The sequence below is a fragment of the Aeromicrobium jepli genome, assembly GCF_047246605.1.
Taxonomy (GTDB): domain Bacteria; phylum Actinomycetota; class Actinomycetes; order Propionibacteriales; family Nocardioidaceae; genus Aeromicrobium.
Genome location: NZ_JBFOKO010000002.1, coordinates 140,480 through 166,845, shown reverse-complemented (window position 1 = coordinate 166,845; position 26,366 = coordinate 140,480). Strand labels below are relative to the sequence as shown.

Here is a 26,366-nt window from a genome sequence, read left to right as displayed (position 1 = left end):
ATCGCGCGTTGACGACCCGTGCTCGGCGCCGTTCACCTCGCCAGTGCCTCGTCGATCGCCTGGCTGAAGTCCTCGATGCGTTGCGGCTCAAAGAGCTCTCCGTCGACGTAGAACGTCGGAGTGCCGCGAACGCCGAGCTCGATTCCGTCATCGATGTCGCGCTGCACCCGAGCCTTGACCGCGTCGGATCCGTAGTCGGTGTCGAACTGGCTCATGTCCAGACCGATGTCTTCAGCAAAGCCGCGGAAGAGCTTGTCGTGCGGTTCCTGGGCCTCGCCCCAGGTTGACTGCGTCTCGTACATCTTTCGGTACATCTGCTCGAACTTGCCTTGACGAGCCGCCGACTCGACGGCCCATGCGGCGCGCTCCGCATTGAAGTGACCCGGCAACGGGAAGTACCGAGCAACGAAGGTCACCTCACCCGCGTACTTCTCTCGGAGGTCCTCCACGATCGGGTACGCGGTACCACAGGCCTCGCATTCGAAGTCGAGGAACTCGACGAACGTCACATCGCTGGAGCCTTTCTTCCCGAGCACATGGGCGTCGGTCCGGCTCAGAGCCTCTTGCGCCTGTGCATCATCCGCGGTCGGATCGCTGGAATCATCGCCCGCCGAGGTCATGAACACGCCAGCCAGTGCGGCGATGACGACGCCGGCGATGACTGCGGCGATCTTGGTCTGTCTGGTCAACGGTTCGCTCCTTGGACTGGGCGCATTACTATCGCCAATAGTAAGTCGTCCCACACGGCAACTCAGGCGGGGATCGCCTCAGTGTGCCGTCAGCTCGATTGCAGGTGCCAGGAACGTGATGTCCGAGGTCGTCGGTCTTCTCCTGCTCTCTGGGGCCGCGGTCTCGGCGTGGCGCGCCACGCATCGCACGCAGGCGTCTCTCCTCCTCCCCGGCCGGCGGGACGCAACACGTCGGCGGCGACCACGCCCCGGCGCTCGGCGAAAGGTGAGAAGGCGCAGCAGGCGATGGCTTTCTCTCGGCCATCCTGTTCTTGGCGGGTGCGATCGTCCTCGGTGACGCGGTCGATGAGCTGGGCGTGAAGGATGCGACCCGTGCTAGGGAACTGGCCGGTGCGGCTCAACCACGCCCGACTGCGACAACCCTGACGCCGGGCCGTAGTTCAGGTGAGACCAACGGGCCCGCGAGCCGCACCTCCCGCGACGGCGACAGGACACCAGGTGCGGCCCCGGCGATTCCCGAGTCGGGAAGCGGGAGGTTCGCCATCGCTGGCGTTGAGCCCGCTGCGCCAGTTGAGTCTGGTCGGGAGATCACCTACTCGGTCGAGGTCGAAGGAGGTCTTCCGTACTCGGCGAACGACGTGGCCCGGTTCGTCGATGACGTGCTGTCCGACGGTCGCGGATGGACGTCGGTGACCACCGAGAAGTTCCGGAGAGTCTCCACGGACTCGATGTTCCGGATTCGACTCGCCACTCCCGCGACGACCGATCAGCTTTGCAGACCGCTGGATACGGGCGGACGGTTGTCATGTCGCAACGGCGAGATGGTTGTCCTGAATGCCTGGCGATGGGCCCATGGCGCAGATGCCTATAGATCCGACCTCGTTCGCTACCGCACCTACCTCGTCAATCACGAATTCGGTCACGCTCTCGGAAGCGGTCATAATTCCTGCCCGGGCGTCGGCGAGTCCTCGCCCGTCATGTCCCAGCAGACGAAGGGCCTCGGTGGATGTCGCGCGAACCCGTGGCCCACGGCGGCGGATGGCAAACAAGGCGTGACGCGGTGAGCGTGCGCACGATCTACTACGGTTCATAGTAGGTTTGTTCCCAGGAGTGGGCGTTCAACTTCCCCCCCGTCGTGGACGCCCACTCCGCCGAATATGACACGGACCCTGCTCATCGGCGACGTGGGTGATCGAATCATCGAACTCGGCGCATCTTGGGCGATCGTCATGACGATCACCGGGTTCATCATCTTCTTCCTGGGCCGGCGTCCCCGCAGGATGGCGACCGAGCGACGCATCAAGGGCGCTCGGCTCCGCAGCATCCATGCGCTGGTCGGGTTGCCCGTGGGACTCGGACTCCTCCTGCTGGTGGTGTCAGGACTGCCGTGGACCGGACTGGGGGGAGCTAAGGCGCAACAGCTCGCCGCGGGCGGTAACTCCTCCTTGTGGGGAGCTGACCCCGGAGCCGAGTCAAAGCTCGGAGCGCTGATCGAGGAGACTGACGGCAGGTCAGGACCTGCCGGATGGGCTGTCTCCAACGGACCGACCGCCCAGAGCCAGGGCACCGGTCACGCCATCTCAGTCGACCGCGCCGTCAGCGCAGCGTCCGATGCCGGTGCCCCGCCGCCCTATTCCGTCATTTTACCCGGTGGACGAGAAGGGCGTGTTCAGCGTGCTCGGCGATCAATGGTCGAACAACGGCAACCCGGCCGAGTCCGACGTCGCCAAGGAGCTGACCGTTCACGTCGACCAGTACTCGGGCGCGGGCGATGCCCGCCACGTACGGGTATGAGGACTACTCCGCACTGGCGAAGACCGTGTCCCACGGAATCGCTCTTCACGAGGGTCGCCGGTTCGGCACTGAATCGCCCCGGGTCTGGTGGAGGCTCTCAATCCATGGAGGATGAGAGTCATGGCTGCACCGAGGAAATATCCCGACGAGTTGCGTGAGCGTGCCACGAGGATGGCGGTCGAGCTCCGGGCAGATCCGGGGACGAAGTCGGGGGCGATCGCCCGAGTGGCTGAACCACTGGGCATGCATCCTGAGACGCTGAGGAACTGGGTGCGCCAGGCCGAGATCGATGGCGGGGTCCGGCCGGGCACCACCACTGGCGACGCGCAGCGGCTGGCTGAGCTGGAGCGGGAGAACCGCGAGTTGCGGCGGGCGAATCACATTTTGCGGACGGCGTCGGCTTTCTTCGCGGCGGAGCTCGACCGCCCCACCAGCAGGTAGTGGCCTACCTCGACGCTCATCGCCATGACGTGGTCGATGGGCGCGAGGTCGGGGTCGAGTCGATCTGTGCGGTGCTGAGGAACGCCGGCGTCCAGATCGCCCCGAGTGGTTACTACGCGGCCAAGACCAGGCCACCTTCGCAACGCTCGGTGCGTGATGCCGAGCTGGTCGAGGACATCAGGGTCGTGCACCGGGCGAACCTGGGCGTCTACGGCGCCAGGAAGGTCCACGCCGCGCTGAACCGCGAGGGAGTCACGGTTGCTCGGTGCACCGTTGAGCGGTTGATGCGCGCCGAGGGCCTGCGCGGGATCAGGCGGGAGAAGTCCCGCAGGACCACGATCGGCGACGGTGCTGAGACCGAACGGCCGGAGGATCTGGTGAGCCGCAAGTTCGTGGCCGCGGCGCCGAACCAGTTGTGGGTGGCCGATCTGACCTACGTGCGCACGCATGCCGGCTGGACCTACGCAGCGTTCGTGATCGACGTGTTCAGTCGCAAGGTCGTGGGCTGGCAGGTCTCGACCTCGCTGCGCACCGATCTGGCCCTCGATGCCCTCGACATGGGCCTTTGGGAACGTCAACGCACCGGCCAGAACGTCGCCGGCCTGACCCACCACTCAGACCGCGGAGTCCAATACCGGGCGATCCGCTACACCGAGCGGCTCGCCGAAGCTGACGCCGTCGCTTCCGTCGGCAGCAAGGGCGACAGTTACGACAATGCGATGGCCGAGGCGTTCAACTCGTTATTCAAGGCCGAGTGCATCCGCAACCCGATCATGCGTCCCAAGGGCGGCTGGAAATCAGTCGGCGACGTCGAGCTTGCCGTCGCCGAATACGTCGACTGGTTCAACCACAGGCGCCTGCACGGCGAGCTCGGGCAGGTCCCACCCGCCGAGTTCGAAGCGAACCACTGGTCGACCCACCGCATCACGCACTACGTTGAAACCCCGACCCCAGCAGGGGCCGGAACCAAGTAACCGAGTCTCCACGAAACCCGGGGCGATTCAATCATGGCCGCCATCATCGCGGTGCACAGCAGTGCGACGACGATGATGTTGGTACCTGCAATACCGGTCAGGAAATGCAGGCCGGCGATGACCAGCATCGGGATGCAGCAGATGATCATCATCAATCCATGACCGCGATGTGTCCCGTGGCCGACGCTGTCGGACTCGTGCCCGCCATGGTGGTCTTCGGAACTCGGCGAGGACTCCCGCAGATGGTGCGCCGCGTGCCCATCGGTGTGCGCACCGTGATCCATGCCGTGTGGCGTACTCATGATGTCTTTCCTTTCAAGGAGGCGGGCATGTGCCCGAGTTTGGCGTACAGCGGGCAGTGTCCAAGCGCCCCGGTGACGATGAGGTCGAGGCCGGTCACCACCAGCAGCAGTTCGAGGACGACAGCCCCGGTGGATGAGCCGCCGGCCAGCAGCACGATTCCGGCGACGGTGGCGAGCGCTCCGACGACCACTCGAGCGACGCGTTCGGCAGGGGTGATGTTGATGATCCAACGCTTACCCATGATGGCCTCCAGCTCTTGATCGACCGCGGATGTCCGGTCCAGTTCGATGCTCTCGCCATCCGGTGAAGGTGACCGGCGTTGTCTCGTGAAGGTTCGTTGAAGAATCGCTCGTTGCGGAAGTGCCGGGTCGCCCGTTGGGCTCCGGGACAACGCAGCAGCTGGCGTCGTGACGAGGGTCGTCAGCCGTGGTGGCCCTCGTGGTCGTCCGGATCAACGGTCCGCACGGGAACCCGTTCCTGGTCGCCGTTGCTGATGGCGGGACCGATGACGAAGGCCGAGAGGGAGAACATCAGCGCGAACACACCCAACGCGAGCGCGGGCGCCTTCCACGAGTCGAAGCGTCGATGAAGACGTCGCAGCATCGGTATGGAGAAGACCAGTCCGACGACGGCGAACAGCACATTGCCGGTCGCGCCGGTCACCAGTACCGCTCCGCCGAGAATGCCGACGTGGTGCAGCACGTGGGGGAGCAGACCCATGATGGCGCCGACGAGAGCGGTCAGTGCGTTCCATGCGGTCCCGAAGACGCCCACGTGGTTGTCAGGTGCGGCCGGAGCGAGTTCCTCCGAGTTGAGCTCACGATCCGGGACGTGGTGTGCGGGCATCGTCAGTCGTTCGTCCGGTGGGGCAGCGTGGTCATCATGCCGGTCTCGGCGTGGTGAATGTCGTGGCATGGTGGGTCGCCCCCTGGCTCGGGTTGTGGCTTCGGCGTCAAGCTTCAAAACCCGACATGTGCGGAGACAAGAGGTGGGTGGTTCTCCTACCGTCCCGAGGTGCGCAGCACGGTGCTGCGGGCGTGGTACTCGTCCTCGTTGATCTCGCCGCGGGCGAACCGCTCGTTAAGGATCTGCATCGGGTCCCTGCGATCAGAAGGGGATGCATCAGTGCTCTGAGTGCCGCGGAAGATCGCGATCACTGCAACGACCACCAACGCCCAGAACGCGACCATGGCCAGGGTCATGAGGATCCAACCGACCCATCCCGTGCCGTCGTGATACCAACCCATCATCGTGCTCAGCTCCTCCGTCGGGCCTCGTACTTTCAATGATCGACCCGGCACCAGGGCGACATAGTGGTCTTCGTGTGAAGGTTCGCTGAAGGATGGGCCGCCCGCGGTGCTGATCTGGGCTGGTAGGGCAGATGGACTGCCATCATGTCGGGTATGGGCGAGGACGTGATCAACGGAACGGCCGGCTCACCGGCGGGAGGTGCCGCGGGTGTTCGTCCCCCGACGGGCCTGCGGGCGATGGTCGTCGAGGACGAGACGCACCTTGCGGGGGTCATCGGCAGCTACCTCGAACGCGAAGGCCTGGAGGTGGCTGTGGTCCACGACGGTATGGAGGCATTGGAAGTCGCTCGAACCGTCGATCCGGATGTGGTGGTGCTGGACTTGGGTCTGCCGAGTCTGGACGGTGTGGAGGTCTGTCGGCAATTGCGCACATTCTCCGATGCCTATGTGGTGATGCTGACAGCGCGCAGCGAGGAGGTCGACACCTTGATCGGCCTCTCGGTGGGGGCAGACGACTACATGACCAAGCCTTTCAGCCCTCGGATCCTGATGGCCCGGATCCAGGCACTGCTGCGCCGACCTCGGAAGCCGGATGGGGCAGACGACCAGGTGGAGGGGGCCCGGACCTTCGGTGCGTTGGTCGTCGATCCGCTGGGGCGGGACGTCTGGCTCGAGGGGGAACCGGTGTCGTTGACGCGCACCGAGTTCGACCTTCTGGCCGCTCTCTCCGACCACCCGCAGATGGCATTCAGCCGCCGGCAGCTCATCGACACCGTCTGGGGTCCCACCTGGGTCGGCGATGAACATCTGGTCGACGTCCACGTCGGGCACTTGCGGCGCAAACTCAACGACGACGCCAGCCAGGCCCGATTCATCCGCACCGTCCGTGGAGTCGGCTACCGGATGGGCACCGGCCAGTGACCGACCGCCGAGCTCGCGCGGACACGACCCGTGTCCGCTCTCGGTTCGCCGCTCGGCTCCTGGTGGCCCAAGCCCTGGTCCTCGTGGCCGGGGCCCTGACCACGTGGCTCGTGGCTTCCGTCGTGGGCCCCGGCATCTTCAGCGACCACCTGCAACAGGCCGGTGACGAACACACCGCCGAACAGATTCGCCATGTGGAGGAGGCCTTCGCCTCCGCGCTGGTTCTGTCCATCTCTCTCGCGCTGATCGCCTCGGTGCTCGCAGCGCTGGCCGTCTCCTGGTACTTCAGCCGCCGGGTTCAGCGTTCGATCAGCGACGTCGCGGCGGCGGCGGCACAGGTCGCTGCCGGCCGGTACGGCGCCCGGGTGCCCGACCCGGGACTGGGTGAAGAGTTCGCCTCGCTCGCACTGACCTACAACCGCCTCGCCGAGAGACTCGAAGCGACGGAGTCGACCCGCCGGAGCATGCTGGCCGACCTGGCACACGAGATGCGGACCCCCCTGGCCACGATCGACGCCCATCTCGAGGCCGTCGAGGACGGCATCCGGTACCTCGATGACGACACCCTGGGCGTCATCCGGGGCTCGACAGGCCGACTGCGGCGCTTGGCCGAGGACATGACCGCCGTGTCGCGAGCGGAGGAAGGGCTCGACGTCACGCTGCGACCCGTGCCGGCAGCGGATGCTGCTGCGGCGGCCATCGAGGCCGCACGTGACCGGTACGCCACCAAGGGGGTTCGCCTGCTCAGCGAACTCGCCGACGCCGGCCAGGTCCGCCTTGACTCCGACAGATTCGGACAGGTGCTCGGCAACCTGCTCGACAACGCTCTGCGCCACACTCCGACGGGCGGGACCGTCACCTTGGACTGTCGCCGCATCGATGACTGGGTCCAGTACCGCGTCAGCGACACGGGCCAGGGGGTGGCGGCAGAGCACCTGCCGCACCTGTTCGACCGGTTCTACCGCGCCGACAGCGCCCGCGACCGCGGCCACGGTGGCTCTGGCATCGGTCTGGCGATCGCCAAGGCGCTCGTGGAGGCACAAGGCGGTGGCATCTCGGTGACCAGTGCCGGGCCCGGGAGCGGCACGACGTTCACGTTGCGCTTTCCCTGCTTCAAGTAACTCGTCCGCCCGGACTGAACGGCCCGGATCTTCAGCGAAACATCACAGAACCTCGCGGCCTTTCACCTACTGCCCTGGCCATCATGGCCGTGTTCAACACCGACTCGGTGAACGACATCAGCGTCTGACAGGGCAGGAAGCGGCGAACATGAAGGTTCGACGAAGTTCTCTTCGCGGCCGTGCTTTTCATCACCCGGTGGGGGTATGGTCAGTCACGAAGACCGATACCCCCAAGGGGTATCTTCCGAAGGAGTTTCGCGATGGCCGTTGAACCGGGATACATCACCGAGAAGCAGGCTGTCCTCGCCAGGCTCCGTCGCGTTGAGGGTCAGGTGCGTGGCCTGCAGCGGCTGGTGGACGAGGAGCAGTACTGCATCGACATCCTCACCCAGTTGTCGGCGGCCACGAAGGCCCTCGAAGGGGTCGCGCTGCTGTTACTCGACCAGCATCTCGAACACTGCCTGACGCACCCCACCGACCCTGCCGAGGCCCAGCAGAAGCTCAACGAGGCCTCCGCAGCGATCCGGCGACTCGTCCGCTCATGATCGATCCATCAAACGAAGGAGCACCCATGTCCGTGTCAGACGACAGCCGCAATCTTCAACTGCTCGACTCCTCCGCCGGCGACGGCGGGTGCGGCTGCGGGGGATGCGGCTGCGGATCCAACACCCAGTCCGAAAGTTCGACCGACACCACCACTGAGGCGATCACCATCGCCGCGACGAAGGAGAGCGACATGACCACCAACACCTACGCCGTCACCGGAATGACCTGCGGCCACTGCGCCAGCGCCGTCACCGGCGAACTCAAGAGCCTCGACGGGGTCTCCGACGTCAGCGTCGACCTCGTCGCCGGCGGTACCTCGACAGTCACCGTCGCGAGCGCCGAGCCACTCGACCAGGCCCAGGTCGCCGCCGCCCTCGACGAGGCCGGCGACTACCAACTCGCCTGAGCACCGAAACCCTCACGCGCATCCCGATTCAATCTAGGCAGGAGTCACAGTCATGGCACAACCAACCCCTACGGTCGACGCGCTGCACGACGTCGAGCTCGCCATCGGCGGGATGACCTGTGCCTCCTGCGCCGCGCGGATCGAAAAGAAGCTGAACAAGGTCGAGGGTGTGTCGGCCACGGTCAACTACGCCACTGAGAAGGCCAAGGTCAGTTATCCGACGACGCTCACCCCTGCCGATCTTGTCAGCGTGGTGGAGGCGACCGGGTACACCGCGACCGTGCCCACTCAGGCGGCCAACGGTGACGACCCTTCGGCCGACAGTGACCCGGACGAACGGGATCTGGAGGCTGCGAGCTGGCGACAGCGCCTGATCGTCTCAACCGTGCTCTCCGTCCCGGTCCTGGCGATGTCGATGATTCCGGCGTTGCAGTTCGACAACTGGCAGTGGATCTCACTGACGCTGGCCTCACCCGTGGTCGTCTGGGGGGCCGCCCCGTTCCACCGAGCTGCGGTGACCAACGCGCGCCACGGCGCAGCGACCATGGACACCCTCATTTCCGTCGGAGTCACCGCCGCGTGGCTCTGGTCGCTGTGGGCGTTGCTGTTCACCCACGCCGGGATGACTGGCATGCGGATGCCGTTCGACCTCCTCCCAGATGGTGAAGCTGACGTCCACATCTACCTTGAGGTCGCGGCGGCGGTGACCACCTTCATCATTGCGGGCCGCTACTTCGAGGCTCGAGCCAAGCGCCAGTCCGGTGCGGCTCTACGCGCCCTGCTCGACATGGGCGCCAAGGACGTTGCCGTCCTGCGCGGCGGCACGGAGGTGCGCGTGCCGGTGGGCCAACTCGAGGTCGGTGACCGGTTCCTGGTGCGCCCGGGCGAGAAGGTCGCCACCGATGGCGTCGTCGAGGACGGTACATCGGCAGTCGACGCGTCCATGCTCACGGGCGAGTCGGTCCCCGTCGAGGTCGGGCCCGGTGATGTCGTCGTGGGCGCCACGGTGAACGCCGGCGGACGTCTGGTGGTCCGGGCCGCCCGCGTCGGAGCCGACACCCAACTCGCTCAGATGGCACGGCTGGTCGAGGACGCTCAGAACGGCAAGGCGCAGGTCCAGCGACTCGCCGACCGAGTCTCGGCCGTATTCGTGCCCATCGTGCTCGTGCTCTCCTTGGTCACGCTCGCCGCGTGGCTGCTGACTGGTCACAGCGTCACCGCTGCTTTCACCGCCGCCGTGGCGGTGTTGATCATTGCCTGCCCCTGCGCCCTCGGTCTCGCGACCCCCACCGCACTGCTCGTCGGGACCGGCCGCGGTGCCCAACTCGGCGTGCTCATCAAGGGCCCGGAGGTGCTCGAGTCCACTCGGGTGGTCGACACGATCGTCCTGGACAAGACCGGCACCGTGACCACCGGACAAATGGAGCTGGTCGATGTGGTCCCCGCTGAAGGTGTGACCAGTGCCGATCTGCTCCGGCTGGTCGGTGCCCTCGAGAACGCTTCGGAACACCCCATCGGTCAGGCCATCGCCACCGGCGCCAGCCAACGACTCGAGTCGCAGCTGTCCGATGTCGAGGGATTCTCCTCGACCCAAGGCCTCGGCGTGGCCGGGATGGTCGATGGCCACGCGGTCGTGGCCGGCCGCCCCGGCTGGCTGGCCCAAGAGTGGAACCAACCCCTCGACGCGAACCTGGTGGGAGTGGTCGAGGCCGCGGAACAGCAAGGCCGGACCGTGATCGCCGCTGGCTGGGACGGAGCGGCCCGCGGGGTCGTCGTGGTCTCCGACGCGATCAAGCCCACGAGTGCTCAGGCCGTGGCCGAGCTCAAGGAGCTGGGACTCGAGCCGATTCTGCTCACCGGTGACAACGAACGCGCTGCCCGTGCCGTCGCCGCCGAGGTGGGCATCGAGCAGGTGATCGCCGAGGTCCTCCCCGCTGAGAAGGTCGCCACTGTCGAGCATTTGCAGCGCGAGGGCCGCACGGTCGCCATGGTGGGAGACGGCGTTAACGACGCCGCGGCACTGGCCACCTCCAATCTGGGCATCGCCATGGGCACCGGCACCGACGCCGCCATCGAGGCTTCCGACCTCACTCTCGTTCGCGGCGACCTGCGCGCCGCCGTGGACGCGATCCGGCTCTCTCGGCGCACGCTGCGGACCATCAAGAGCAACCTGTTCTGGGCCTTCGCCTACAACGTTGCGGCGCTGCCCCTGGCCGCGCTCGGTCTGCTCAACCCGCTGATCGCCGGCGCCGCCATGGCGTTCTCCTCGGTGTTCGTCGTGTCGAACAGCTTGCGACTGCGGCGCTTCCAGCCCGTCTCGACCCAGACAGCCGAGACGTCGCGTGCTCGCCTTGACTCAAACAAGACCAACCTTTCCCATGTGGAGGCAGGACGATGACGACGCACCAGCACACGAGCGGCCACCGCGACCATCACGCGCAGCGTGACGGGGGTACCACCGCCATCATCGAGGTCTCTGGGGTCCAGTGGGCGTCCAGCAAGAACGTCGCCGAAGCGATGCTGTCGCGCCGGCCCGGGGTGCTCTCCGTCGATGCCAACCCGGTCGCCCAGACGGCCACCGTCACCTATGACCCGAAGCGGACCAGCGTGAGCGATCTGCGGGACTGGGTGCGCGAATGCGGATTCCACTGCGCGGGACAGTCGGTTCCCAATCATGTGTGCGATCCGATGCTTGAGCCTGACCGTGACGAGCACGCCGAGCACCACCACGAGCTCCAGCACGACGGTCACGACGCGGGCAGCAGCCACGCGGGCGCGGCTTCGCCGATCTCGTCACCGCATGATGCGATGGGCCACGGCGGTCACGGGACGATGTCGATGGCTGACATGGTTCGCGACATGCGCAACCGATTCCTGGTCGCCCTGCTGCTCGCGGTACCCATCACGCTGTATTCGCCGATGGGGCGGGACATGCTCGGCTTCGACGCGGCCGCTCCATTCGGGATGCGCGATGACATCTTCGCCTTGATCCTGTCCCTGCCGGTGATCTTCTACTCGGCCTGGATCTTCTTCGACGGTGCCTGGCGAGCGCTCCGGGCCAAGACCCTGGACATGATGGTGCTGGTGGCCGTGGCCGTCGGAGCCGGCTGGCTGTACTCCCTCGGAGTCACCGTCACCGGGGGCGGTGAGGTCTTCTACGAGGCCGTTGTCATGCTCACCGTGTTCGTGTTGCTCGGCCACTGGTTCGAGATGCGGGCACGAGGCGGCGCCAACGACGCGATCCGTACGTTGCTTGATCTGGCTCCGCCGTTGGCGGTCGTTCTCCGCGAAGGCGAACCGGTCGAAGTTCCCACCTCCGAGGTCGAGGTCGATGACCTTCTCCTGATCCGGCCGGGGGCGAAGATCGCCACTGACGGCACCGTCGAAGAGGGCGAGTCGGAGGTCGACGAGTCCATGGTCACCGGCGAGAGCCTCCCGGTGCACAAGGGGCCCGGCGATCGGGTCATCGGCGCCACCATCAACGCGAGCGGCACCATCCGGGTGCGCGCCACCAAGGTGGGCGCTGACACCGCTCTGGCACAGATCGTCGCGCTGGTGCAACAGGCGCAGAACTCCAAAGCGCCGGGACAGCGACTCGCGGACAGGGCCGCATTCTGGCTCGTTCTGGTCGCACTGGTCGGTGGAGTCGGCACCTTCCTGGTTTGGCTCGCTGCCGGCGCAAGCGTGCAGACTGCGCTGCTGTTCGCCATCACCGTGGTCGTGATCACCTGCCCCGACGCCCTTGGACTCGCCACGCCGACAGCAATCATGGTCGGCTCCGGCCTCGGCGCGAAACGCGGGATTCTGTTCAAGAACGCCACCGCCATCGAGAGCTCCGCGCGCGTCGACACCGTCGTCTTCGACAAGACCGGCACCCTCACCAAGGGGGAGCCCGAGGTCACGGACGTCATTGTCGGCGACTTCGATCGCGATCGGGTCCTGGCGCTCGCGGGCGCACTCGAACGAGAGTCCGAACATCCTCTCGCTCAGGCCGTCGTGCGCCACGTCGATGCAACCGATGTGCCGCGCTTGCGCGCCACCGCGTTCCGCAACGTCACGGGCATCGGCGCCCTCGCCGAGGTCGACGGCCACCAGATCGCCATCGGCAACCGTCGCCTCATGGAATCCGAAGCGATCACCATCGGTGACCTGGGTGCGCAGCGCGACGAGATCGCCGCCGGCGGTCGCACGGCGGTGTTCGTTGCCGTCGATGATCGGGTCGTCGCGGTGATCGGGATCGCCGACGCGGTCCGCGAGACGTCCGCCGCCGCGATCTCCGCACTTCACGAGGCGGGCATCAGGGTCGCCATGCTCACCGGCGACAACCGTGCGACCGCCGAGCGGATCGCCGAGGAGTTGGGAATCGACGACGTCATCGCGGATGTCCTGCCCGAGGACAAGGCACACCAGGTCAAGCAACTGCAGGCACAGGGGCGCACCGTGGCGATGGTCGGTGACGGAGTCAACGACTCACCTTCTCTCGTGCAGGCAGACGTCGGCATCGCGGTTGGCGCGGGTACCGACGTCGCGATCGACGCCGCAGACGTCGTTCTCATGAGGTCGGACCCCCTGGACGTCCCCGTGGCGCTGACGATCGGCCGAGGCACGCTGCGCAAGATGCGTCAGAATCTTGGTTGGGCGGTGGGATACAACGCGATCGCGCTACCCATCGCGGCTGGTGTCTTCCAGCCGTCCTTCGGCCTGGTCCTCAGGCCCGAGGTCGCCGCCTTGTCGATGTCCGGCTCCAGCTTGTTGGTGGCAGTCAACGCACTGCTGCTCAAGCGACTCCGGCTGCCCGGGCAGCAGCCCGACAACGATCCCACCCAGAACTCCGAGATGCAGCGGGCGTCCTGAGGGAGCTCGTGCCTCAGCCCAGACTGGCGAGGAGGTCGCGACAGGCCTCCTCGCACCGGCGGCAAGCCTCGGCGCAGATGCGGCAGTGTGCGTGCATGCTGGCGTGACTCTCACACTCGTCGCCGCAAGCCTTGCACGCGACGGCACAGGCTTCCAAGAACGCTCGGGTCACATCGGCGTCGTATGCGGTGCGCCTCGAAAGCACCTTGCCTGTGGCCGTGCAGATGTCGGAGCAGTCCAGATTGGTGCGGATGCATGTGGTCAATTCGGCGACCATGTCCTCGGCCAGGCACGCGTCAGCACAAGCCGTGCACGCTTGGGCGCATTCGAAGCAGGCTGCGATGCACTCGGCCAACTTCTGCTTGTCGATCTGACCCAGATCCTTCGGGTAGGCATCCAGCATCTTCGTGTGAACCATGGTTCCTCCTCCTCGAAATGGTGGCGGCGGGTGACCTGCGTCTGACGACCGGTGGGAACCGCCCTTTCATGATCAGTACCCGTCCGACTGTTGGATCATTCGCTTGACCGAGATCCTCCCGCGGAATGTTTACACGTGCAGATGTGCGCACGTAACGTTGTCGAGTGATCTTGGTCGAGCGTTCCGTCCTGCGGCATCGTGCCTACCGGCACCTGTTCAGTGCGCAGGTGGTGGCGCTGCTTGGCACGGGCCTCCTGACCGTTGCGTTGAGTTTGCTGGCGTTCGATGTTGCGCCGCGATCGGCGGGAACGGTCGTGGCTACTGCGTCGACGATCAAGATGGTCGCCTACGTGCTGCTTTCCCCGCTTCTGACCGCGGCAACTGCGAGTCTGCCGCCGCGTCGGGTGATGGTCGCGGCGGATCTGGTGCGCGGCGGGGTCGCAGTGAGCTTGCCATGGGTGAGTGAGGTCTGGCAGATCTACGTGCTGATCTTCGTGCTGCAGACCGCGTCGGCGACGTTCACTCCGACGTTCCAAGCGGTGATTCCCGCGGTCCTGCCCGACGAGCGCGACTACACGCGGGCGTTGTCGCTGTCGCGACTGGCGTATGACTTGGAATCGCTCGTCAGTCCCATGATCGCGGCGGCGCTCCTGACCGTGGTGTCTTTCCATGTCCTGTTTGCCGGGACGGCCGTCGGGTTCGGTGTCTCTGCGGTCATGGTCATCACGGCTGGTCTTTCGGTCCGGCCTCACAAGGCGGAAGTGTCGTTCTGGCGACGCGCGACAGATGGCATGCGCCTGTTCGTCACGCGCGGGCCGCTGCGCTTCTTGATGGCGTTGAACCTGGTGGTCGCGGCCGCCTCCTCGCTCGTCCTGGTCAACACCGTCGTCGTCGTTCGCGAAACACTCGGCTTGAGCTCGACCTCACTGGCGGTCGCGCTCGGTTGTTACGGCGCCGGATCCATGGTCGTGGCGTTGGCGGCACCGCGACTCCTCGACACGATCAGCGACCGGACGCTGATGCTCGCAGGTGGCGTCACCGTGCCCGCGGCTTTGGTGCTGGCTGTTCTCGTGACGGGAGGCGACCATGGTTGGGCGCCCCTGCTGGTGATCTGGGCTGTCATTGGCGCTGCGACGTCGGCGATCCTGACGCCATCGGGAAGAGTCATCAACCGGAGTGTCACCGAGGGCGAACGGGCCGGTGCTTTCGCCGCGAACTACTCGTTGTCCCACGCCTGTTTCCTGTTCGCCTACCCAGTCGCTGGATGGACGGGAGATCAATTCGGAGTCCCGGTCACCGCTGCGGTCATGACCGCGATCTCAGTCCTGGGACTGGCGGCCGCCGTGGCATCGTCGCGCCGACCGGTACTCACTCGGTAGTCAGAGGTGGCAGGATCGGCAGCACCATGAGCGATCCGATCCCGACGCCGCGTCGTTCGAGCCTGGACCATCCGCAGCGTCCCGACCTCGAGCGCCTGCGTGAGGCTGCTGACGTGTTCGCGCTGATCGGAGAGCCCACGCGCTTGGAGCTCCTGTGGTTGCTCACGGAGGGACCTGCCACAGCCGGCGAACTGGCCGACGCGGTCGAAGCCTCGCGCACGGCGGTCAGCCAGCACCTGGCGAAGCTCCGCCTCGCCGGTCTCGTCGACGCCCAGCGCGACGGTCGCCATCAGGTCTACCGGATCCTCAGCGGACACGTCGCACGATTGGTGCGGGAGGGTCTCAACCAGGCGGACCATCTCGTCTCGGGCGAAGAACCACACCTCTGAGTCGCCCTGACCGCCGTGGAACAGGCGTGAGCGGGACGCGTCGAGGACCAGGGGAGGTCGTTCGGGGAGCACACTCGTGGAGCGATGTGCGGCTTTCGCCGGACAGACCATGACTAGGTGAGGCGACTCCACGTGGCACCCGAGGTCGTCGATTCGAAGACGGCACCACCCGCGGCTGCGTACCAGCGATCCGGCGTCACTTCGAGTGCCTCCGGGGAGTCCGGGAGCGCACCTCCCGCTCTCCAGCTCTCACCGCCGTCGCGACTCACATGAACACGTCCAGTGGCTGCAATGCCCACGACGAGACCGTCCTGGCCCCCATCGATGTACGCCAAGGACGGTGCGACGACGGTCCGCGCGCGAGCTCCATCGCTCGCGGGATAACGAATCAATCCGCCGGACGGGGTCGTCGCGAAGAGGTCGGTCGAGTCGGGATCGGTGGCGTTCGTGGCATCTCATCTGGGCCTGTTCACCGTGGAGGAAGGGTCGCCGCCGCGGCGGGTCGGGGAGTGCCGCAGGCCGCGAGCAGGGACACGAGTACGGCGGATCCGACAACGGCCACACAGGCGCGGCGGGTGTTACTCACGTGACAGCCTTCTGTCGTGGACGGTAACCGTGAACTCCGGCGTGGCCGGCTCGTGTCGTCATGCAGGTCATCTCCGGGTCGCTTGCTGATATCCCTTTAGAGCCAACACGAAAGATGTGTCGGAATGTTCATCGCGCAATGAAGCTTCCCTGAAGATTCCAGCGTGACCGGCTCGGCCTTTCACTCCCGGGCAATGGGACTTCTTACAACGAACGTGGCAGCGTGGCCGCACTTGTGCGTGTTGTCGAGCAAGGACCAGCAGCACCCGGCCGATTCACGAAGCGGGATCTTCAGCGAACCTTCACGGAATCAGCGCCCCAATCAGGAGTCGGGGAGCGGATGCTGGGTTGGTTCGTCCCAGGGAGTGGAGTTCGACATGAACCGGTTCATTGGCACGCTGGTGTGGTTCGTCGCGGTAAGTGCGGCCGTGCTGGTCGGTGCGTTCGCCATGGGTGCGCCACCCTCGGGAGTCTTGCTCATCCTGCTGCTCGCTTGCCCGCTGATGATGCTGTTCCTCATGCCTGAAACGCATGGTGAGGCTGACGAGGACGACGACTCGCGGCCCGTCGAGAAGGACTCTCAGCCGTGCGGGCCCCGCAGCGGACGCTGAGGCCGTGTGGAGTGTTGTTTCTGACCGCTTAAGGCCACCAATCTGGTCGGACAGCGCGAGCGTCCACAGGGTGCCTCAGGGTCGATCGACCCCGGTCGGCCACGCATTGGCCCGACACCCATCGAGGGTCTTGGTCTGTTGGAGCATGACCGGAGCTGGCGCGCCCTTGGCTGGGCACGCGGCGTGGGGGAGTCCGAGCGCATGGCCGAACTCGTGGTTGATCAGGTACCGGCGATAGGCACCGATGTCCTTCTCGTAGGACGGGGCGCCATTCACCCAGCGCCAGGCGTTGATCACGACCCGGTCCCCATTGCGGCACGAGAGGCGACCGCCGGTGTCAAGGGGAGCGCACAGGTCGTCCGCCGTCTGTGGCGACGCGAGAATGATCCTCACTGAAGCATCGTTCGCCACGCGAGTGAATTCGTGGCCAGGGGACGCCCACCCCCGGGGATCGCTGAGGGTGGCGTCCACGGCTCGCGCGAAGCCCGCCGGCGCGAACGATAGGCCCTCCTCGACTTCGACTTGATAGGTCATGGTCGTGGCCGTGGATCTCCGCGGGACAGAAGGCGTAGGTGCGATTTGGAACCTGCCTGACGCTGACTCCGGGACATTGACCGGCTTGTCCAGGACCGTGGATCGCCGCGCGGGTGGTCGGGCGGAACGGCTGCCCCGGCTCTCGACCTGGTCCTCCGGCCGCGACGGCGACGGTCTGGCACGTGGCAACTCCGACCGAGCATCCGAACCGTTGGAACTTGGGTCATCGGAGAGTTGTTTCTGCCCTTTGCCGATGTCAGGGACGAGGAGAGCGGTTGCGACCACGGCTGCGGCCAACGCGGGTAGTCCTATCCGTGCGGTCCTGGTCATACGCGCGCGCTGAGGCCGACGGCGCCGGTGTCCCCGCGGAGCCGTCGGGCTGGCGGCTGCGCTGCGACTCCTTCTTCGGGAACCTGTCACGACCTCGCTCGATCTGGAAGGGCGGCGTGCCGCCGGGTTGGGGGGGGGAAGTGACCCAGCGGCACGCCAGTCGGCTGCAGCATCCATTCCGACGTCAGGTCGGAAACATGGTGGAGATGCTGCGAAACGCTGCGTCAGGACCCGAGGAGACCGTTCATCTGGTCGATTTCAGCCTGCTGGTCGCTGATCACCTTCTGTGCCATCGCGATCGCGTCGGCATTCTCGCCGTCCTGGACTTCCGTCTCGGCCATGGCGACCGCACCCTCGTGGTGCTCGATCATCATCTGCAGGAACATGCGGTCGAACTCAGCGCCAGATGCATCCTCGAGGGACTTCATGTCCTCCTCGTCCATCATCCCGGCCATGCCGCCTTCGTCACTGGACCCGTGGTTCATGTCCCCGTGGTCCATCTCCCCGGACGGCACGTCTTCACCCCAGCTCTCGAGCCAGCCCTCAAGGGTCTCGATCTCGGGACCCTGCGCGGCTTCGATGTCGGCAGCCAAGGACTTGACTTCGTCGGTGCCGGCACGTGTCTCGGCGACCTTGGCCATCTCGATCGCCTGCTCGTGGTGAGGGATCATCTGTTGGGCGAACGTGACATCCGCGTCATTGAACGGGGCGCTCTGGCTGGAGGAGGAGCCCGTGTCGCTCGACTTTCCGCCATCGGAATCGTCGCTGCATGCGGCCAGGGTGAGACCGATCGTCGCGAACAGCGTGAGAGCCGCCAGCTTCCTCTTCATCAGGTTTTCTCCATCTCTGGTCGTCTTCAGTACGCCAGCGAGTCTGCCTCCCGAATGTGAAGAGCGACCACGCTCAGTCCTCAAGGTTCCATGAAGACTCCGGGACTGCGCCGGGTCCGAGGCTCCCGGTTGGTCGACCGGGGCGGTCGCACACACGTTGAAGGCGAGAGTTCAACTACTAGGAAGCATAGTAGACTCCAGCCATGGTCGACGAGGCGCTCAAGGAGAGAGATCAGTCGAAGTCGCCGACGCCAACCCGGACTGTCTACGGGTGGGGCTGGGGCCGCTGGGCGTGGCGGACGCTGACATCGATGCGGACGGCCGTGATTCTGCTGGCCCTGCTCGCACTCGCTGCGATCCCCGGATCGTTCCTGCCACAACGGAACGTGGCGACCAACCCCGGGGCCGTTCCAGGTTTCTACCGGGACCATCCCACCTTGGCGCCGTGGCTCGACCGTCTCTTCTTGTTCGACGTCTACGCGTCTCCGTGGTTCGCGGCGGTGTACCTGCTGCTGCTCGTGTCGATGACCGGCTGTGTCCTTCCTCGATGCGCGAAGCTCTGGCAGGAGTGTCGCGCGGAGCCGACGCGTGCTCCGACGCGCTTGTCACGCATGGAAGGTCATCGCGAGCTGGCCGTGTACTCGGACCGCGATTCGGTGCTGCGGCACGCAGGTGCGGTTCTGTCTCGGCGCGGTTACCGGGTCGTGCAGGCGCTTGGGGAAGTCCGGGCGGAGAAGGGCTACGTCCGCGAGGTCGGGAACCTCATGTTCCACCTCTCGCTGTTGCTGTTGCTGGTGGGCATGGCCAGTGGCAAGCTCCTCGGTTTCGAAGGTCGAGCGGCGCTGGCCGATGGCGACACCTTCACCAACGTGGAGTCGTCCTACGACGAGTTCTCACGGTCGGCCCTCACCCGTGTGGACGAGCTGACGCCGTTCTCGGTCACCCTGGACGGCTTGGACGCTGAGTTCGCCATCAGCGGTTCGCGTGCAGGCGAGCCTCGCAAGTTCGATGCCACGGTGACCTACCTGCAGGCCGACGGAACTGAGAAGTCCGCCAGTATCAAACCCAATCAGCCGCTCGACATCGAAGGAACCAAGTTGTTCCTCACGGGGCACGGCTACGCGCCGCGCGTCACGGTCCGCGACGGTACGGGTGAGGTCGTGTTCGCCGGTCCGGTGATCTTCCTGCCCATCGAGAACAATTTCACCAGCGACGGCGTCGTCAAGGCGCCGAACGCCCAACCGACACAACTCGGCTTCAAGGGTCTCTTCTTGCCGACGGCTCCCACCAACGACGGCGACCGCTCGCAGTTCCCGGGGTTGATTGCCCCTCGGCTGGACCTGACTGCCTACACGGGGGATCTCGGGATGGATCGGGGTGCTCCTCAGTCGGTGTACGCCATCAAGCTCGACGGCATGGAGGAAGTGGCCCAGAAGCAGATGCGGGTGGGCGACTCGTTGGAACTGCCCGACGGAGCCGGCAGCATCACCTTCGATGGCGTGTCACGGTTTGCCAACTTCCAGATCGCCTATGACCCGGGCAAGGAGATCTCGCTGGTCGCAGCGATCTTCCTGATGATCGGCCTCACCACGTCGCTGGTCATACGTCGCAGGCGGGTGTGGGTCCGTGCCACTGACTCCGGGCCGACGGTCACGGTGGAGATCGCCGGCCAGTCGCTGACCCGCAGGGATCTTCCCCCCGCGGACCTGGTCCGCCTCGAACGAGAACTACTCAGCCTCAATGAATCCTTGGAAAGGACCCCGTCATGACCTGGTCTCGGCTGTCGGACGACCTTGTCGTCGCCACCATGATGATCCTCGCGTTGGCGTTCTGCTTCTATGCGGTGAGCATGGCTCAACGCACCACACGGCAGCGAGGAGTCGCGAAGGAACCAGTGACCACACCCGTCGCCGCGGCCTCAGCGGCGGGAGACAACCTCGAGCACCCGCCCGAGGTGGGCGCCCCGTGGAGCGAGCGGACAGCGCGGATCGCGTCGGTCATGGTCGTGATGGGCCTTGTACTCAATGCGGCCGCCGTCCTGGCACGCGGAATCGCGGCCGAGCGAGCGCCATGGGGAAACATGTACGAGTTCGCGATCGTGGGTTCGACTGCGATTCTGGGAGCCTATGTCGCGGGCCTGTCCCGGTATCCGCTCCACAGGCTCGGGATCTGGGTGATCGGACTGGTGCTCGTGACTCTCGGAAGCGCGGTCACGGTCCTGTACACGCCCGTCGACGCGTTGATCCCCGTTCTCGATTCGTACTGGTTGGCGATCCACGTGGGGGCCGCGATCGTCTCGGGCGGCGCGTTCACCGTCGCAGCCGTGACCTCGGCCGTCCAGCTGTTCAGGCCCGGACGTCACCCCGAACGGGATGAGATGCTGGAGCGCGTTTCCTACGGGCTGATCGTGTTCGCCTTCCCCGTGTGGACATTCGCGGTCATCGCCGGCGCGGTGTGGGCCGAAGCAGCCTGGGGACGCTACTGGGGCTGGGATCCGAAGGAAACCTGGGCCTTCATCACCTGGGTGTTCTACGCCGCGTACCTCCATGCGCAGTCGACCGCCGGATGGAGGGGCAAACGCGCTGCCTGGTTCAGCATCGCGGGGTACATCGCGTTCCTGTTCAACTTCATCGGCGTCAACATGTGGGTCGGGGGACTCCACTCCTACGCAGGAGTCTGAGACCCGCGACGCACGGAGCCCGGCGCGCTGCTCCTCACGCGGGATCGCTGGCGCGTCGGGCTCGTCTCGACGCCGCGTATCGCCATGCTGCGAGAAGCAGGGCGACCATGGCGCCACCGACGATCACCAGCGTGCGCTGTTGCTCGAAGCGCACCGCCGGAGTGAGACCAGCACGAAGCTGCACCGTCTCGACCAACACCTCGGTGCCTCGGGACTGGTTCCGTGCGCGGACCGAGCCGTCCGCTGAGATGAACCCCGAGACACCGTTGGTCGATGCCACCGTGACGTCCCTGCCCAGTTCGACGGCTCGAGCGCGAGTGATCTCGAACTGTTGGGCCGGTTGAGCGGTGCCGGTGAAAGAGGCGTTGCTGGTCTGCACCACGGCCACGCGAGCGCCGCGTCTCACTTGGGCGGGCAGCACGTCGTCGTGCGCCACGTCGAAGCAGATGGCGTCGGCGACCGGCACGCCGTTGACCTGCAACGGCATCTGTCCGTTCCCGGGCAGCATGTCGCGAGGGATCTCCTCGAAGCGCGGAAACCAGTCACCGATGATCGGTCGCCAAGGGATGTATTCGCCGAACGGCACCGGGTGAGCTTTGGTGTAGGAGTCGACGGGAATGCCATCGGAGGACCACAGGACTCCCCGGTTGAACGCCTGCTCAGGACTGGGACCGTCGACGATCGCGCCGACGAGCACTGGCGCGTCGACAGCCACTGCCGCATCACCGATCGCCTCACTCAGGGCGGGATCCCCGGCCGGGTCGAGGGCAGTGGCGTTCTCTGGCCACACCACCAGGTCCACCGATCGCCCTTGCGCCGTCAGTGACGTCGCCAGCCGCTGGGTGGCCGCAAGGTGATTGCGGGTGACGGTCCGATGGTGTGCGACCAGGTCGGTGCCGTCGCCCGGTACCCCGCCCTGAACCACCGCGACTCGAGCGGATCCAACGCTGGGGACGCGGAAGGGCAGCGTGGCCGCGACCAGGCCGATGGTCATCGGAATCACGAGCCACAGGACCATGACGCGCCGGGGGAGCAGGACGAGGTGGGCCACCCCGAACCCGGTCGTCGCCACCAGCAGACTGGTGCCGGCGATACCGAGGTGAGCAAGGGCGGGCTCCCACGGCGAATCGAGGGCGGTGACTCCCAGTCGCCCCCAAGGCATCCCGCCCAGAGGCCAGCTGCCTCGTATCGTCTCCGCGCTGACCCAGATCAGCCCGCCCCACAGCGGCGCCGCAGGCACGTCGCGGACCACCCGGATGCCCAGGCTGGCGATCGCAAGGAAGAGAGCTTGTGCCGTACCGAGTGCCAGCCACGCGGCCGTGCCGATGGATTCGTCCAACCACCAGAGCAGCGGAAGCATGTACGCGAGTCCGAAGCACAGGCCCAGTACTGGCGCACGGCTCCAAGACTCGCGTTGAATTCCCCACCACAGGAGTGCCATCGCGACAGGAGCCGCCACGCGGAATCCGAGTGGCTCGAAGGACGATGCCGCCAGGAGCCCCCCGAGGCTCATGGCGATGACTGAAGACCCCATGCGTGGGACCAGGCTCGTGGGCGCGGCCGAGAAGTCAGGCAAGAGTCGGCGAAGCGGTCCCCTCGAGGTGGTCTCGAAAACGATCACCCGGACCACCCCATGCGGCACATCGAATCAGACGAGTTTGAGCGTTGTCACGCACGTGGGTGCGTCCGGCTTCGTGGTGAAGTCAACAGTCCCTGTCTTGTCGCCCAGGCGAATCGACATGGTCCCCTCGATGTCGGCCGGCAGCCAGAATCCGACGAACCCGTTCGAGTACGTTTCGACGTCCTCGTCCACGATCACCGTGTCGTTGGTCTTGTCCACGATCTTCACGCGCACCTCGGTGTCACCCAACTCGCCCTTGCACGTGGTCAGCGAGTGGAAGAAGCACTCGTGCGTTTGCGAAATGAAGGGTGCTGCGGACAGGTAGAAGCGGTCACGGTCCAACGGGACGCTGCCTTCACTGTCGTCAGCGCTGAGGATCAGCTCGTCTGCTCTCACCGAGGCCATCAGGTCAGTCGGTCGCTGGCCCACCGGGAGGCGATCCAACTCGTTGATCACCTCATCTGCAGATTTTCCGGCGAGCCCATACGGCTCCAGGATCTGTTGCGTGTCAGCGGACTCGCCCTTCGCAATTTCGTTCCCGCCGCGTTCTGACGGGCTGCCGCAAGCGGACAGGACGAGGATCCCGAGAATCGCGATACAGAACAGTCTCTTCATCGGTGTGCGTTTCCTATTCTTCACGTGGATCTGGTGGGTCGGGACCTGTGGGTTCTGTGCCATCACGGGACGTCGTCCGTCTCCTGGAGTACTGCTTCGAGCAGGCTTCGCAGAGTCGCAGCGGTGGCCGGACCAATGACTCGGGCGGCAACTCTGCCCCGGCGATCCACCACGAGTGTCGTGGGGACCGCTGAAGTCGTCAGGGCTCCACCGAACGACAATGTCGCCGTCGAGGAGTCCTGAGCGATCACGCTGTCGTACGGGATCTCGTAATCGCGTTCGAAGGCACGTGCCGCCGCCTCGTTGTCGCGAACGTTGATGCCCATGAATGTCACCGCATCTCCGTACTGATGGGCGACCTCGACGAGGTCAGGTGCCTCGGTCGCGCAAGGGACGCACCATGAACCCCACACGTTGTAGACGGTCACCTCGCCGCGCAAGCTGTCCGTGTCGATGGTCTTCCCGCTGAGCAAGCGAGCTTTGAACGGCCGCGACTGGACGCGATCCGCCGATTCGTACTCCTCGATGATTGATCCTCCGTCGGCTCTGGCGGCCGATGTTGGTGTGGACGCGTTGCTGGACCACCACCACGCGAGAATGCCGAGCGTCGCCAGGACGGCAACTGCTGCGAGAGTCCTGTTCCTGGTGCGGTGGGGGGTTCGAGATGGAGTAGTCACGCGTCAGGACCGCTTTCAGATCGGAGGATTCCACGTGTCGACAAGGCCTTGGGTGGCAGCCATCAGGACGGACCACCATCCGGTCAGTTGCAGGACGCCCAGAGCAATGAGGAAACCGCCGCCGACTCGAGCCATGTTCGCGGAGTGCTTGCGAGCCCATGCGGTGCGTCTCATCCAGTTGGTCACGGAGAACGCGGCAATCAGGAAAGGGATCCCCAGGCCCAAGCTGTACGCGAAGGCGAGGCCAGCTCCGCGTCCCGCGGTGGCTGACGTCGTGGCCAGAGCGAGTACCGCCGCGAGCGCGGGTCCGATGCAGGGGGTCCAGCCGACTCCGAAGACGACTCCGAGCAGAGGGGCACCGGCCAGGCCGACGCGCGGTCGGTACTTGAGTCGGACGGTTCTGTTCACGAACCGAAGGCCCGAGCCGGACAACGCGAAGCCCAGGCCCATCAGCACCGTGAGGACTCCGGACCAGCGGATGATCTGGTCCTGGTGCTCAACTAGTTGGGAACCGAGGATGCCGAAGAGCGCGCCGTAGCTGGTGAATACGGCAGCAAATCCCAACACGAACAATCCGGCGCCGACCAGTGTGCGCCCGCGGCCATGAGCAGCCTCGCCGCGTAGTTGGCGCGCCACGGTTGATTCCTGCCCCTCGACTCCCGCGACGTAAGAGAGGTATGCGGGCACGAGGGGGAGGGAGCACGGTGAGAAGAAGGAGACGACGCCAGCGATCACCGCTACGAGCATCGCGAGGATCAGCGATCCGGAGAGGATGGTTTCCTGCAGTTCGATCATGGGAGCCCGCCGAGCTCACCGGCACCTCGAGCGCATGGACCCATCGGCCCTTGTGGCACCACGGTCATACCCCTAAGTCGGTCGAGAACGAACGTTGACCCATCTACTAAGTAAGATAGTACATGGTCCTCGAGTGCCTCGGGTTGTCGCATTGGCGGCCCGCCGTTTGAGTCATGAGAAGAGAGCGGGGCGACTGCAACAAGCGTGAGTGAAGCCGCTCTCCCCGCCCGAGTAGGCGGTCAGGAGCGCCGGCGCCGCACTCGTCCCCACGATTGCCGCCACGATCAGACCAGTGGTCATCCGGCGGAGCGGCGGCTGCGGCTGAACCAGTCGTCGTGCCCGAGCCAGCGTCGCGCCTCCTGTGGCGGCCAAGGCGCCGGAGGGAACACGCGATGGGGTCATGACGGCGAGTTGGAGCAGCGCTGAGGCAAGTTCGGGGCCGTCCTCGGTCTCGATACCGTCGTCAGCATGCATCTCCGCGAGATCGGCGATCTCCTGGTGAGCGACGCCGAAGAAGGGCAGGAGGGGGAGTGCCTCCGCGAGAGCCAGCGACCGTTGGACCAGACGATCGTGACGCGCGGCGAGGTGAACTCGCTCATGTCGCAGGACCAACTCCAACTGCCTGGCGGTCAGGTGGTCGGCGGCCCCGCGGGTCACGATGATCTTCCCCCGGCGCGACCTGCGTCCATCGGGAATGCAGTAGACAGCCGCGGAACCGTGATCGAGCACGACCACGTCCCGACCGAGTGGGCTTTCGACGAGCGCAAGAGCCTGACGGTGCTGGCGGCGGGCGAGGGTCGCTTCGCGATGATGCCTCGTGAGTGCTCGGGCAACGCGCCACATCACCAGGAAGAACAGTCCGAATCCAACGGCGCTGACCGCCGCCCCGGCCGGGGTTGAGTACTGTCGCCGAAGCTCGACGAAGCAAGCGTGAAGGATCTCGCCTGCGGTGCCCACCGGCGAGAACCCGGGCAGTGCGAGGCAGATCGACCCGAGCAGCAGGGAAACTACGACCGCGCCCGCGAGGGCCTGCCAGAACGCAATGGCGAGCCGTGGGGAGCGATGACTCCAACGAGCACGACGAAGCCCGAAGTGGCCGGCCAGCATGAATGCCCCTGCCAGGGCGAAGAACCCCGCCGCATGGCTCATGGGACGCCCTCGGAATCATTCCTCGGCTCTTGGAGGAGTTGACGCAAAGACGCCAAGGCTTCCTCATCCAGGCGGTCGACGAAGTGCATCAGCACCCCGCGCCGGTCCCCGCCGTCGGCGAGTGCGTTGCCGAGCAATGAGGCGGTGTACTCCTCGCGGGTTTCGCGCGGGCTGTAGACGTAGGCGCGGCCCTGACGTTCACGCGTCACGAACCCCTTGCCATGGAGGTTGTCCAGCACAGTCATGACTGTCGTGTAGGCAATGGTCCGGTCAGTCGCCATGAACTCCTGGACCTCGCGTACGGTCTGGGGCTGTTCGACAGCCCACAGGCGCTGCATCACGGACGTCTCCAGCGGTCCCATCACTCACCAACTCTCGGTCTACTATGAGACATCGTATCCGGGTTCCGTGAATCTGGTTCGCCGTGGCCGCATCGACGCAGTGACAGATGGCG

At 65.8% G+C, this 26,366-nt stretch carries 28 protein-coding genes and 1 pseudogene; 15 read left to right on the top strand and 14 right to left on the bottom strand.

The window, feature by feature from the left end:
• Positions 1-32: 32 nt before the first annotated feature.
• Positions 33-689, bottom strand: coding sequence for a DsbA family protein (locus AB3M81_RS04500; RefSeq protein WP_412902710.1), 657 nt, complete (start codon positions 687-689; stop codon positions 33-35).
• Positions 690-1,045: 356 nt separating this feature from the next.
• Here AB3M81_RS04500 and AB3M81_RS04495 point away from each other — a divergent pair, with 356 nt between their 5' ends.
• The 4 genes and pseudogenes from AB3M81_RS04495 (at position 1,046) to AB3M81_RS04480 (ending at position 3,898) form a co-directional block, all read left to right on the top strand.
• Entirely contained in the window at positions 1,046-1,753 is a 708-nt protein-coding gene (locus AB3M81_RS04495; protein ID WP_412903123.1) for a DUF3152 domain-containing protein, read from the top strand.
• A gap of 93 nt (positions 1,754-1,846) precedes the next feature.
• Positions 1,847-2,176: pseudogene (locus AB3M81_RS04490) on the top strand (PepSY domain-containing protein); the annotation flags it as partial.
• Positions 2,177-2,339: 163 nt separating this feature from the next.
• The gene (locus AB3M81_RS04485) at positions 2,340-2,483 is read left to right on the top strand and encodes a hypothetical protein (protein WP_412903141.1); all 144 of its coding nucleotides are present in this window, start codon (positions 2,340-2,342) and stop codon (positions 2,481-2,483) included.
• 120 nt (positions 2,484-2,603) lie between these two features.
• Positions 2,604-3,898, top strand: a protein-coding gene (locus AB3M81_RS04480; protein WP_412902709.1) for an IS3 family transposase whose coding sequence is annotated in 2 segments (ribosomal slippage) — positions 2,604-2,883 and positions 2,883-3,898 — 1,296 coding nt in all. Because the reading frame shifts where the segments join, the coding sequence is not laid out codon by codon here.
• On the opposite strand, the gene AB3M81_RS04475 is transcribed toward AB3M81_RS04480, so the two are convergent.
• The 4 genes from AB3M81_RS04475 to AB3M81_RS04460 all read right to left on the bottom strand — a co-directional run bounded on the left by AB3M81_RS04475 (position 3,856) and on the right by AB3M81_RS04460 (position 5,403).
• A complete protein-coding gene (locus AB3M81_RS04475) occupies positions 3,856-4,200 on the bottom strand; it encodes a hypothetical protein (RefSeq protein ID WP_412902708.1) in 345 nt (114 codons plus the stop codon). The two genes, AB3M81_RS04480 and AB3M81_RS04475, sit on opposite strands and share 43 nt — an antisense overlap.
• The gene (locus tag AB3M81_RS04470) at positions 4,197-4,442 is read right to left on the bottom strand and encodes a YgaP family membrane protein (protein ID WP_412902707.1); all 246 of its coding nucleotides are present in this window, start codon (positions 4,440-4,442) and stop codon (positions 4,197-4,199) included. The genes AB3M81_RS04475 and AB3M81_RS04470 overlap by 4 nt, the downstream gene beginning before the upstream one ends.
• A gap of 179 nt (positions 4,443-4,621) precedes the next feature.
• Positions 4,622-4,903, bottom strand: coding sequence for a hypothetical protein (locus AB3M81_RS04465; RefSeq protein ID WP_412902706.1), 282 nt, complete (start codon positions 4,901-4,903; stop codon positions 4,622-4,624).
• 299 nt (positions 4,904-5,202) lie between these two features.
• The gene (locus AB3M81_RS04460; RefSeq protein WP_412902705.1) at positions 5,203-5,403 is read right to left on the bottom strand and encodes an SHOCT domain-containing protein; all 201 of its coding nucleotides are present in this window, start codon (positions 5,401-5,403) and stop codon (positions 5,203-5,205) included.
• A 201-nt stretch (positions 5,404-5,604) separates the two neighbouring features.
• Between AB3M81_RS04460 and AB3M81_RS04455 the strand changes: the two genes are divergently transcribed.
• From AB3M81_RS04455 to AB3M81_RS04430, 6 genes are all read left to right on the top strand, one after another.
• Positions 5,605-6,372 (top strand): response regulator, encoded by a 768-nt coding sequence (locus AB3M81_RS04455; protein WP_425546780.1) that lies wholly within the window; start codon positions 5,605-5,607, stop codon positions 6,370-6,372.
• A 62-nt stretch (positions 6,373-6,434) separates the two neighbouring features.
• A complete protein-coding gene (locus tag AB3M81_RS04450) occupies positions 6,435-7,493 on the top strand; it encodes a sensor histidine kinase (RefSeq protein ID WP_286928638.1) in 1,059 nt (352 codons plus the stop codon).
• Positions 7,494-7,753: 260 nt separating this feature from the next.
• Positions 7,754-8,038: a metal-sensitive transcriptional regulator gene (locus AB3M81_RS04445; protein ID WP_087625510.1), complete on the top strand. Its 285-nt coding sequence runs from the start codon at positions 7,754-7,756 to the stop codon at positions 8,036-8,038.
• 26 nt (positions 8,039-8,064) lie between these two features.
• Entirely contained in the window at positions 8,065-8,445 is a 381-nt protein-coding gene (locus AB3M81_RS04440; protein WP_412902704.1) for a heavy-metal-associated domain-containing protein, read from the top strand.
• Positions 8,446-8,497: 52 nt separating this feature from the next.
• Positions 8,498-10,843: a heavy metal translocating P-type ATPase gene (locus AB3M81_RS04435; RefSeq protein ID WP_412902703.1), complete on the top strand. Its 2,346-nt coding sequence runs from the start codon at positions 8,498-8,500 to the stop codon at positions 10,841-10,843.
• On the top strand, positions 10,840-13,299 hold the full coding sequence (locus AB3M81_RS04430; protein WP_412902702.1) for a heavy metal translocating P-type ATPase: 2,460 nt from the start codon (positions 10,840-10,842) through the stop codon (positions 13,297-13,299). Before AB3M81_RS04435 ends, AB3M81_RS04430 begins: the two co-directional genes overlap by 4 nt.
• A 13-nt stretch (positions 13,300-13,312) precedes the next feature.
• Here the strand turns inward: AB3M81_RS04430 and AB3M81_RS04425 are convergent, their stop codons facing one another.
• On the bottom strand, positions 13,313-13,717 hold the full coding sequence (locus AB3M81_RS04425; protein WP_286928646.1) for a four-helix bundle copper-binding protein: 405 nt from the start codon (positions 13,715-13,717) through the stop codon (positions 13,313-13,315).
• Positions 13,718-13,881: 164 nt separating this feature from the next.
• On the opposite strand from AB3M81_RS04425, the gene AB3M81_RS04420 reads away from it, so the two are divergent.
• From AB3M81_RS04420 to AB3M81_RS04410, 3 genes are all read left to right on the top strand, one after another.
• Positions 13,882-15,096, top strand: coding sequence for an MFS transporter (locus AB3M81_RS04420; protein WP_412902701.1), 1,215 nt, complete (start codon positions 13,882-13,884; stop codon positions 15,094-15,096).
• 26 nt (positions 15,097-15,122) lie between these two features.
• On the top strand, positions 15,123-15,485 hold the full coding sequence (locus tag AB3M81_RS04415) for an ArsR/SmtB family transcription factor (RefSeq protein ID WP_286928650.1): 363 nt from the start codon (positions 15,123-15,125) through the stop codon (positions 15,483-15,485).
• Positions 15,486-16,447: 962 nt separating this feature from the next.
• Positions 16,448-16,681, top strand: a complete 234-nt coding sequence (locus AB3M81_RS04410; protein WP_412902700.1) for a DUF2933 domain-containing protein — start codon at positions 16,448-16,450, stop codon at positions 16,679-16,681.
• A gap of 75 nt (positions 16,682-16,756) precedes the next feature.
• On the opposite strand, the gene AB3M81_RS04405 is transcribed toward AB3M81_RS04410, so the two are convergent.
• Both AB3M81_RS04405 and AB3M81_RS04400 read right to left on the bottom strand, forming a co-directional pair.
• Positions 16,757-17,545, bottom strand: coding sequence for a DUF3152 domain-containing protein (locus tag AB3M81_RS04405; protein ID WP_412902699.1), 789 nt, complete (start codon positions 17,543-17,545; stop codon positions 16,757-16,759).
• Positions 17,546-17,769: 224 nt separating this feature from the next.
• Complete coding sequence (locus AB3M81_RS04400; protein ID WP_412902698.1) at positions 17,770-18,375, bottom strand: DUF305 domain-containing protein; 606 nt, start codon at positions 18,373-18,375, stop codon at positions 17,770-17,772.
• 203 nt (positions 18,376-18,578) lie between these two features.
• On the opposite strand from AB3M81_RS04400, the gene resB reads away from it, so the two are divergent.
• Both resB and ccsA read left to right on the top strand, forming a co-directional pair.
• A complete protein-coding gene (gene resB / locus AB3M81_RS04395; RefSeq protein ID WP_412902697.1) occupies positions 18,579-20,144 on the top strand; it encodes a cytochrome c biogenesis protein ResB in 1,566 nt (521 codons plus the stop codon).
• A complete protein-coding gene (gene ccsA, locus AB3M81_RS04390; RefSeq protein WP_412902696.1) occupies positions 20,141-21,055 on the top strand; it encodes a cytochrome c biogenesis protein CcsA in 915 nt (304 codons plus the stop codon). The genes resB and ccsA overlap by 4 nt, the downstream gene beginning before the upstream one ends.
• 34 nt (positions 21,056-21,089) lie before the next feature.
• Here the strand turns inward: ccsA and lnt are convergent, their stop codons facing one another.
• The 6 genes from lnt to AB3M81_RS04360 form a co-directional block, all read right to left on the bottom strand.
• The gene (gene lnt, locus AB3M81_RS04385) at positions 21,090-22,568 is read right to left on the bottom strand and encodes an apolipoprotein N-acyltransferase (RefSeq protein WP_412902695.1); all 1,479 of its coding nucleotides are present in this window, start codon (positions 22,566-22,568) and stop codon (positions 21,090-21,092) included.
• Between the two features lie 135 nt (positions 22,569-22,703).
• Complete coding sequence (locus AB3M81_RS04380) at positions 22,704-23,291, bottom strand: CueP family metal-binding protein (RefSeq protein WP_412902694.1); 588 nt, start codon at positions 23,289-23,291, stop codon at positions 22,704-22,706.
• Positions 23,292-23,353: 62 nt separating this feature from the next.
• Positions 23,354-23,968 (bottom strand): TlpA family protein disulfide reductase, encoded by a 615-nt coding sequence (locus AB3M81_RS04375; protein WP_412902693.1) that lies wholly within the window; start codon positions 23,966-23,968, stop codon positions 23,354-23,356.
• 15 nt (positions 23,969-23,983) lie between these two features.
• Positions 23,984-24,763 (bottom strand): cytochrome c biogenesis CcdA family protein, encoded by a 780-nt coding sequence (locus tag AB3M81_RS04370; RefSeq protein ID WP_412902692.1) that lies wholly within the window; start codon positions 24,761-24,763, stop codon positions 23,984-23,986.
• Positions 24,764-24,934: 171 nt separating this feature from the next.
• Positions 24,935-25,912 carry a M56 family metallopeptidase gene (locus tag AB3M81_RS04365; RefSeq protein ID WP_412902691.1) on the bottom strand — a complete coding sequence of 326 codons (978 nt, stop codon included), beginning with the start codon at positions 25,910-25,912 and terminating at the stop codon, positions 24,935-24,937.
• Positions 25,909-26,274: a BlaI/MecI/CopY family transcriptional regulator gene (locus tag AB3M81_RS04360; protein WP_412903122.1), complete on the bottom strand. Its 366-nt coding sequence runs from the start codon at positions 26,272-26,274 to the stop codon at positions 25,909-25,911. Before AB3M81_RS04360 ends, AB3M81_RS04365 begins: the two co-directional genes overlap by 4 nt.
• Positions 26,275-26,366: the final 92 nt, after the last annotated feature.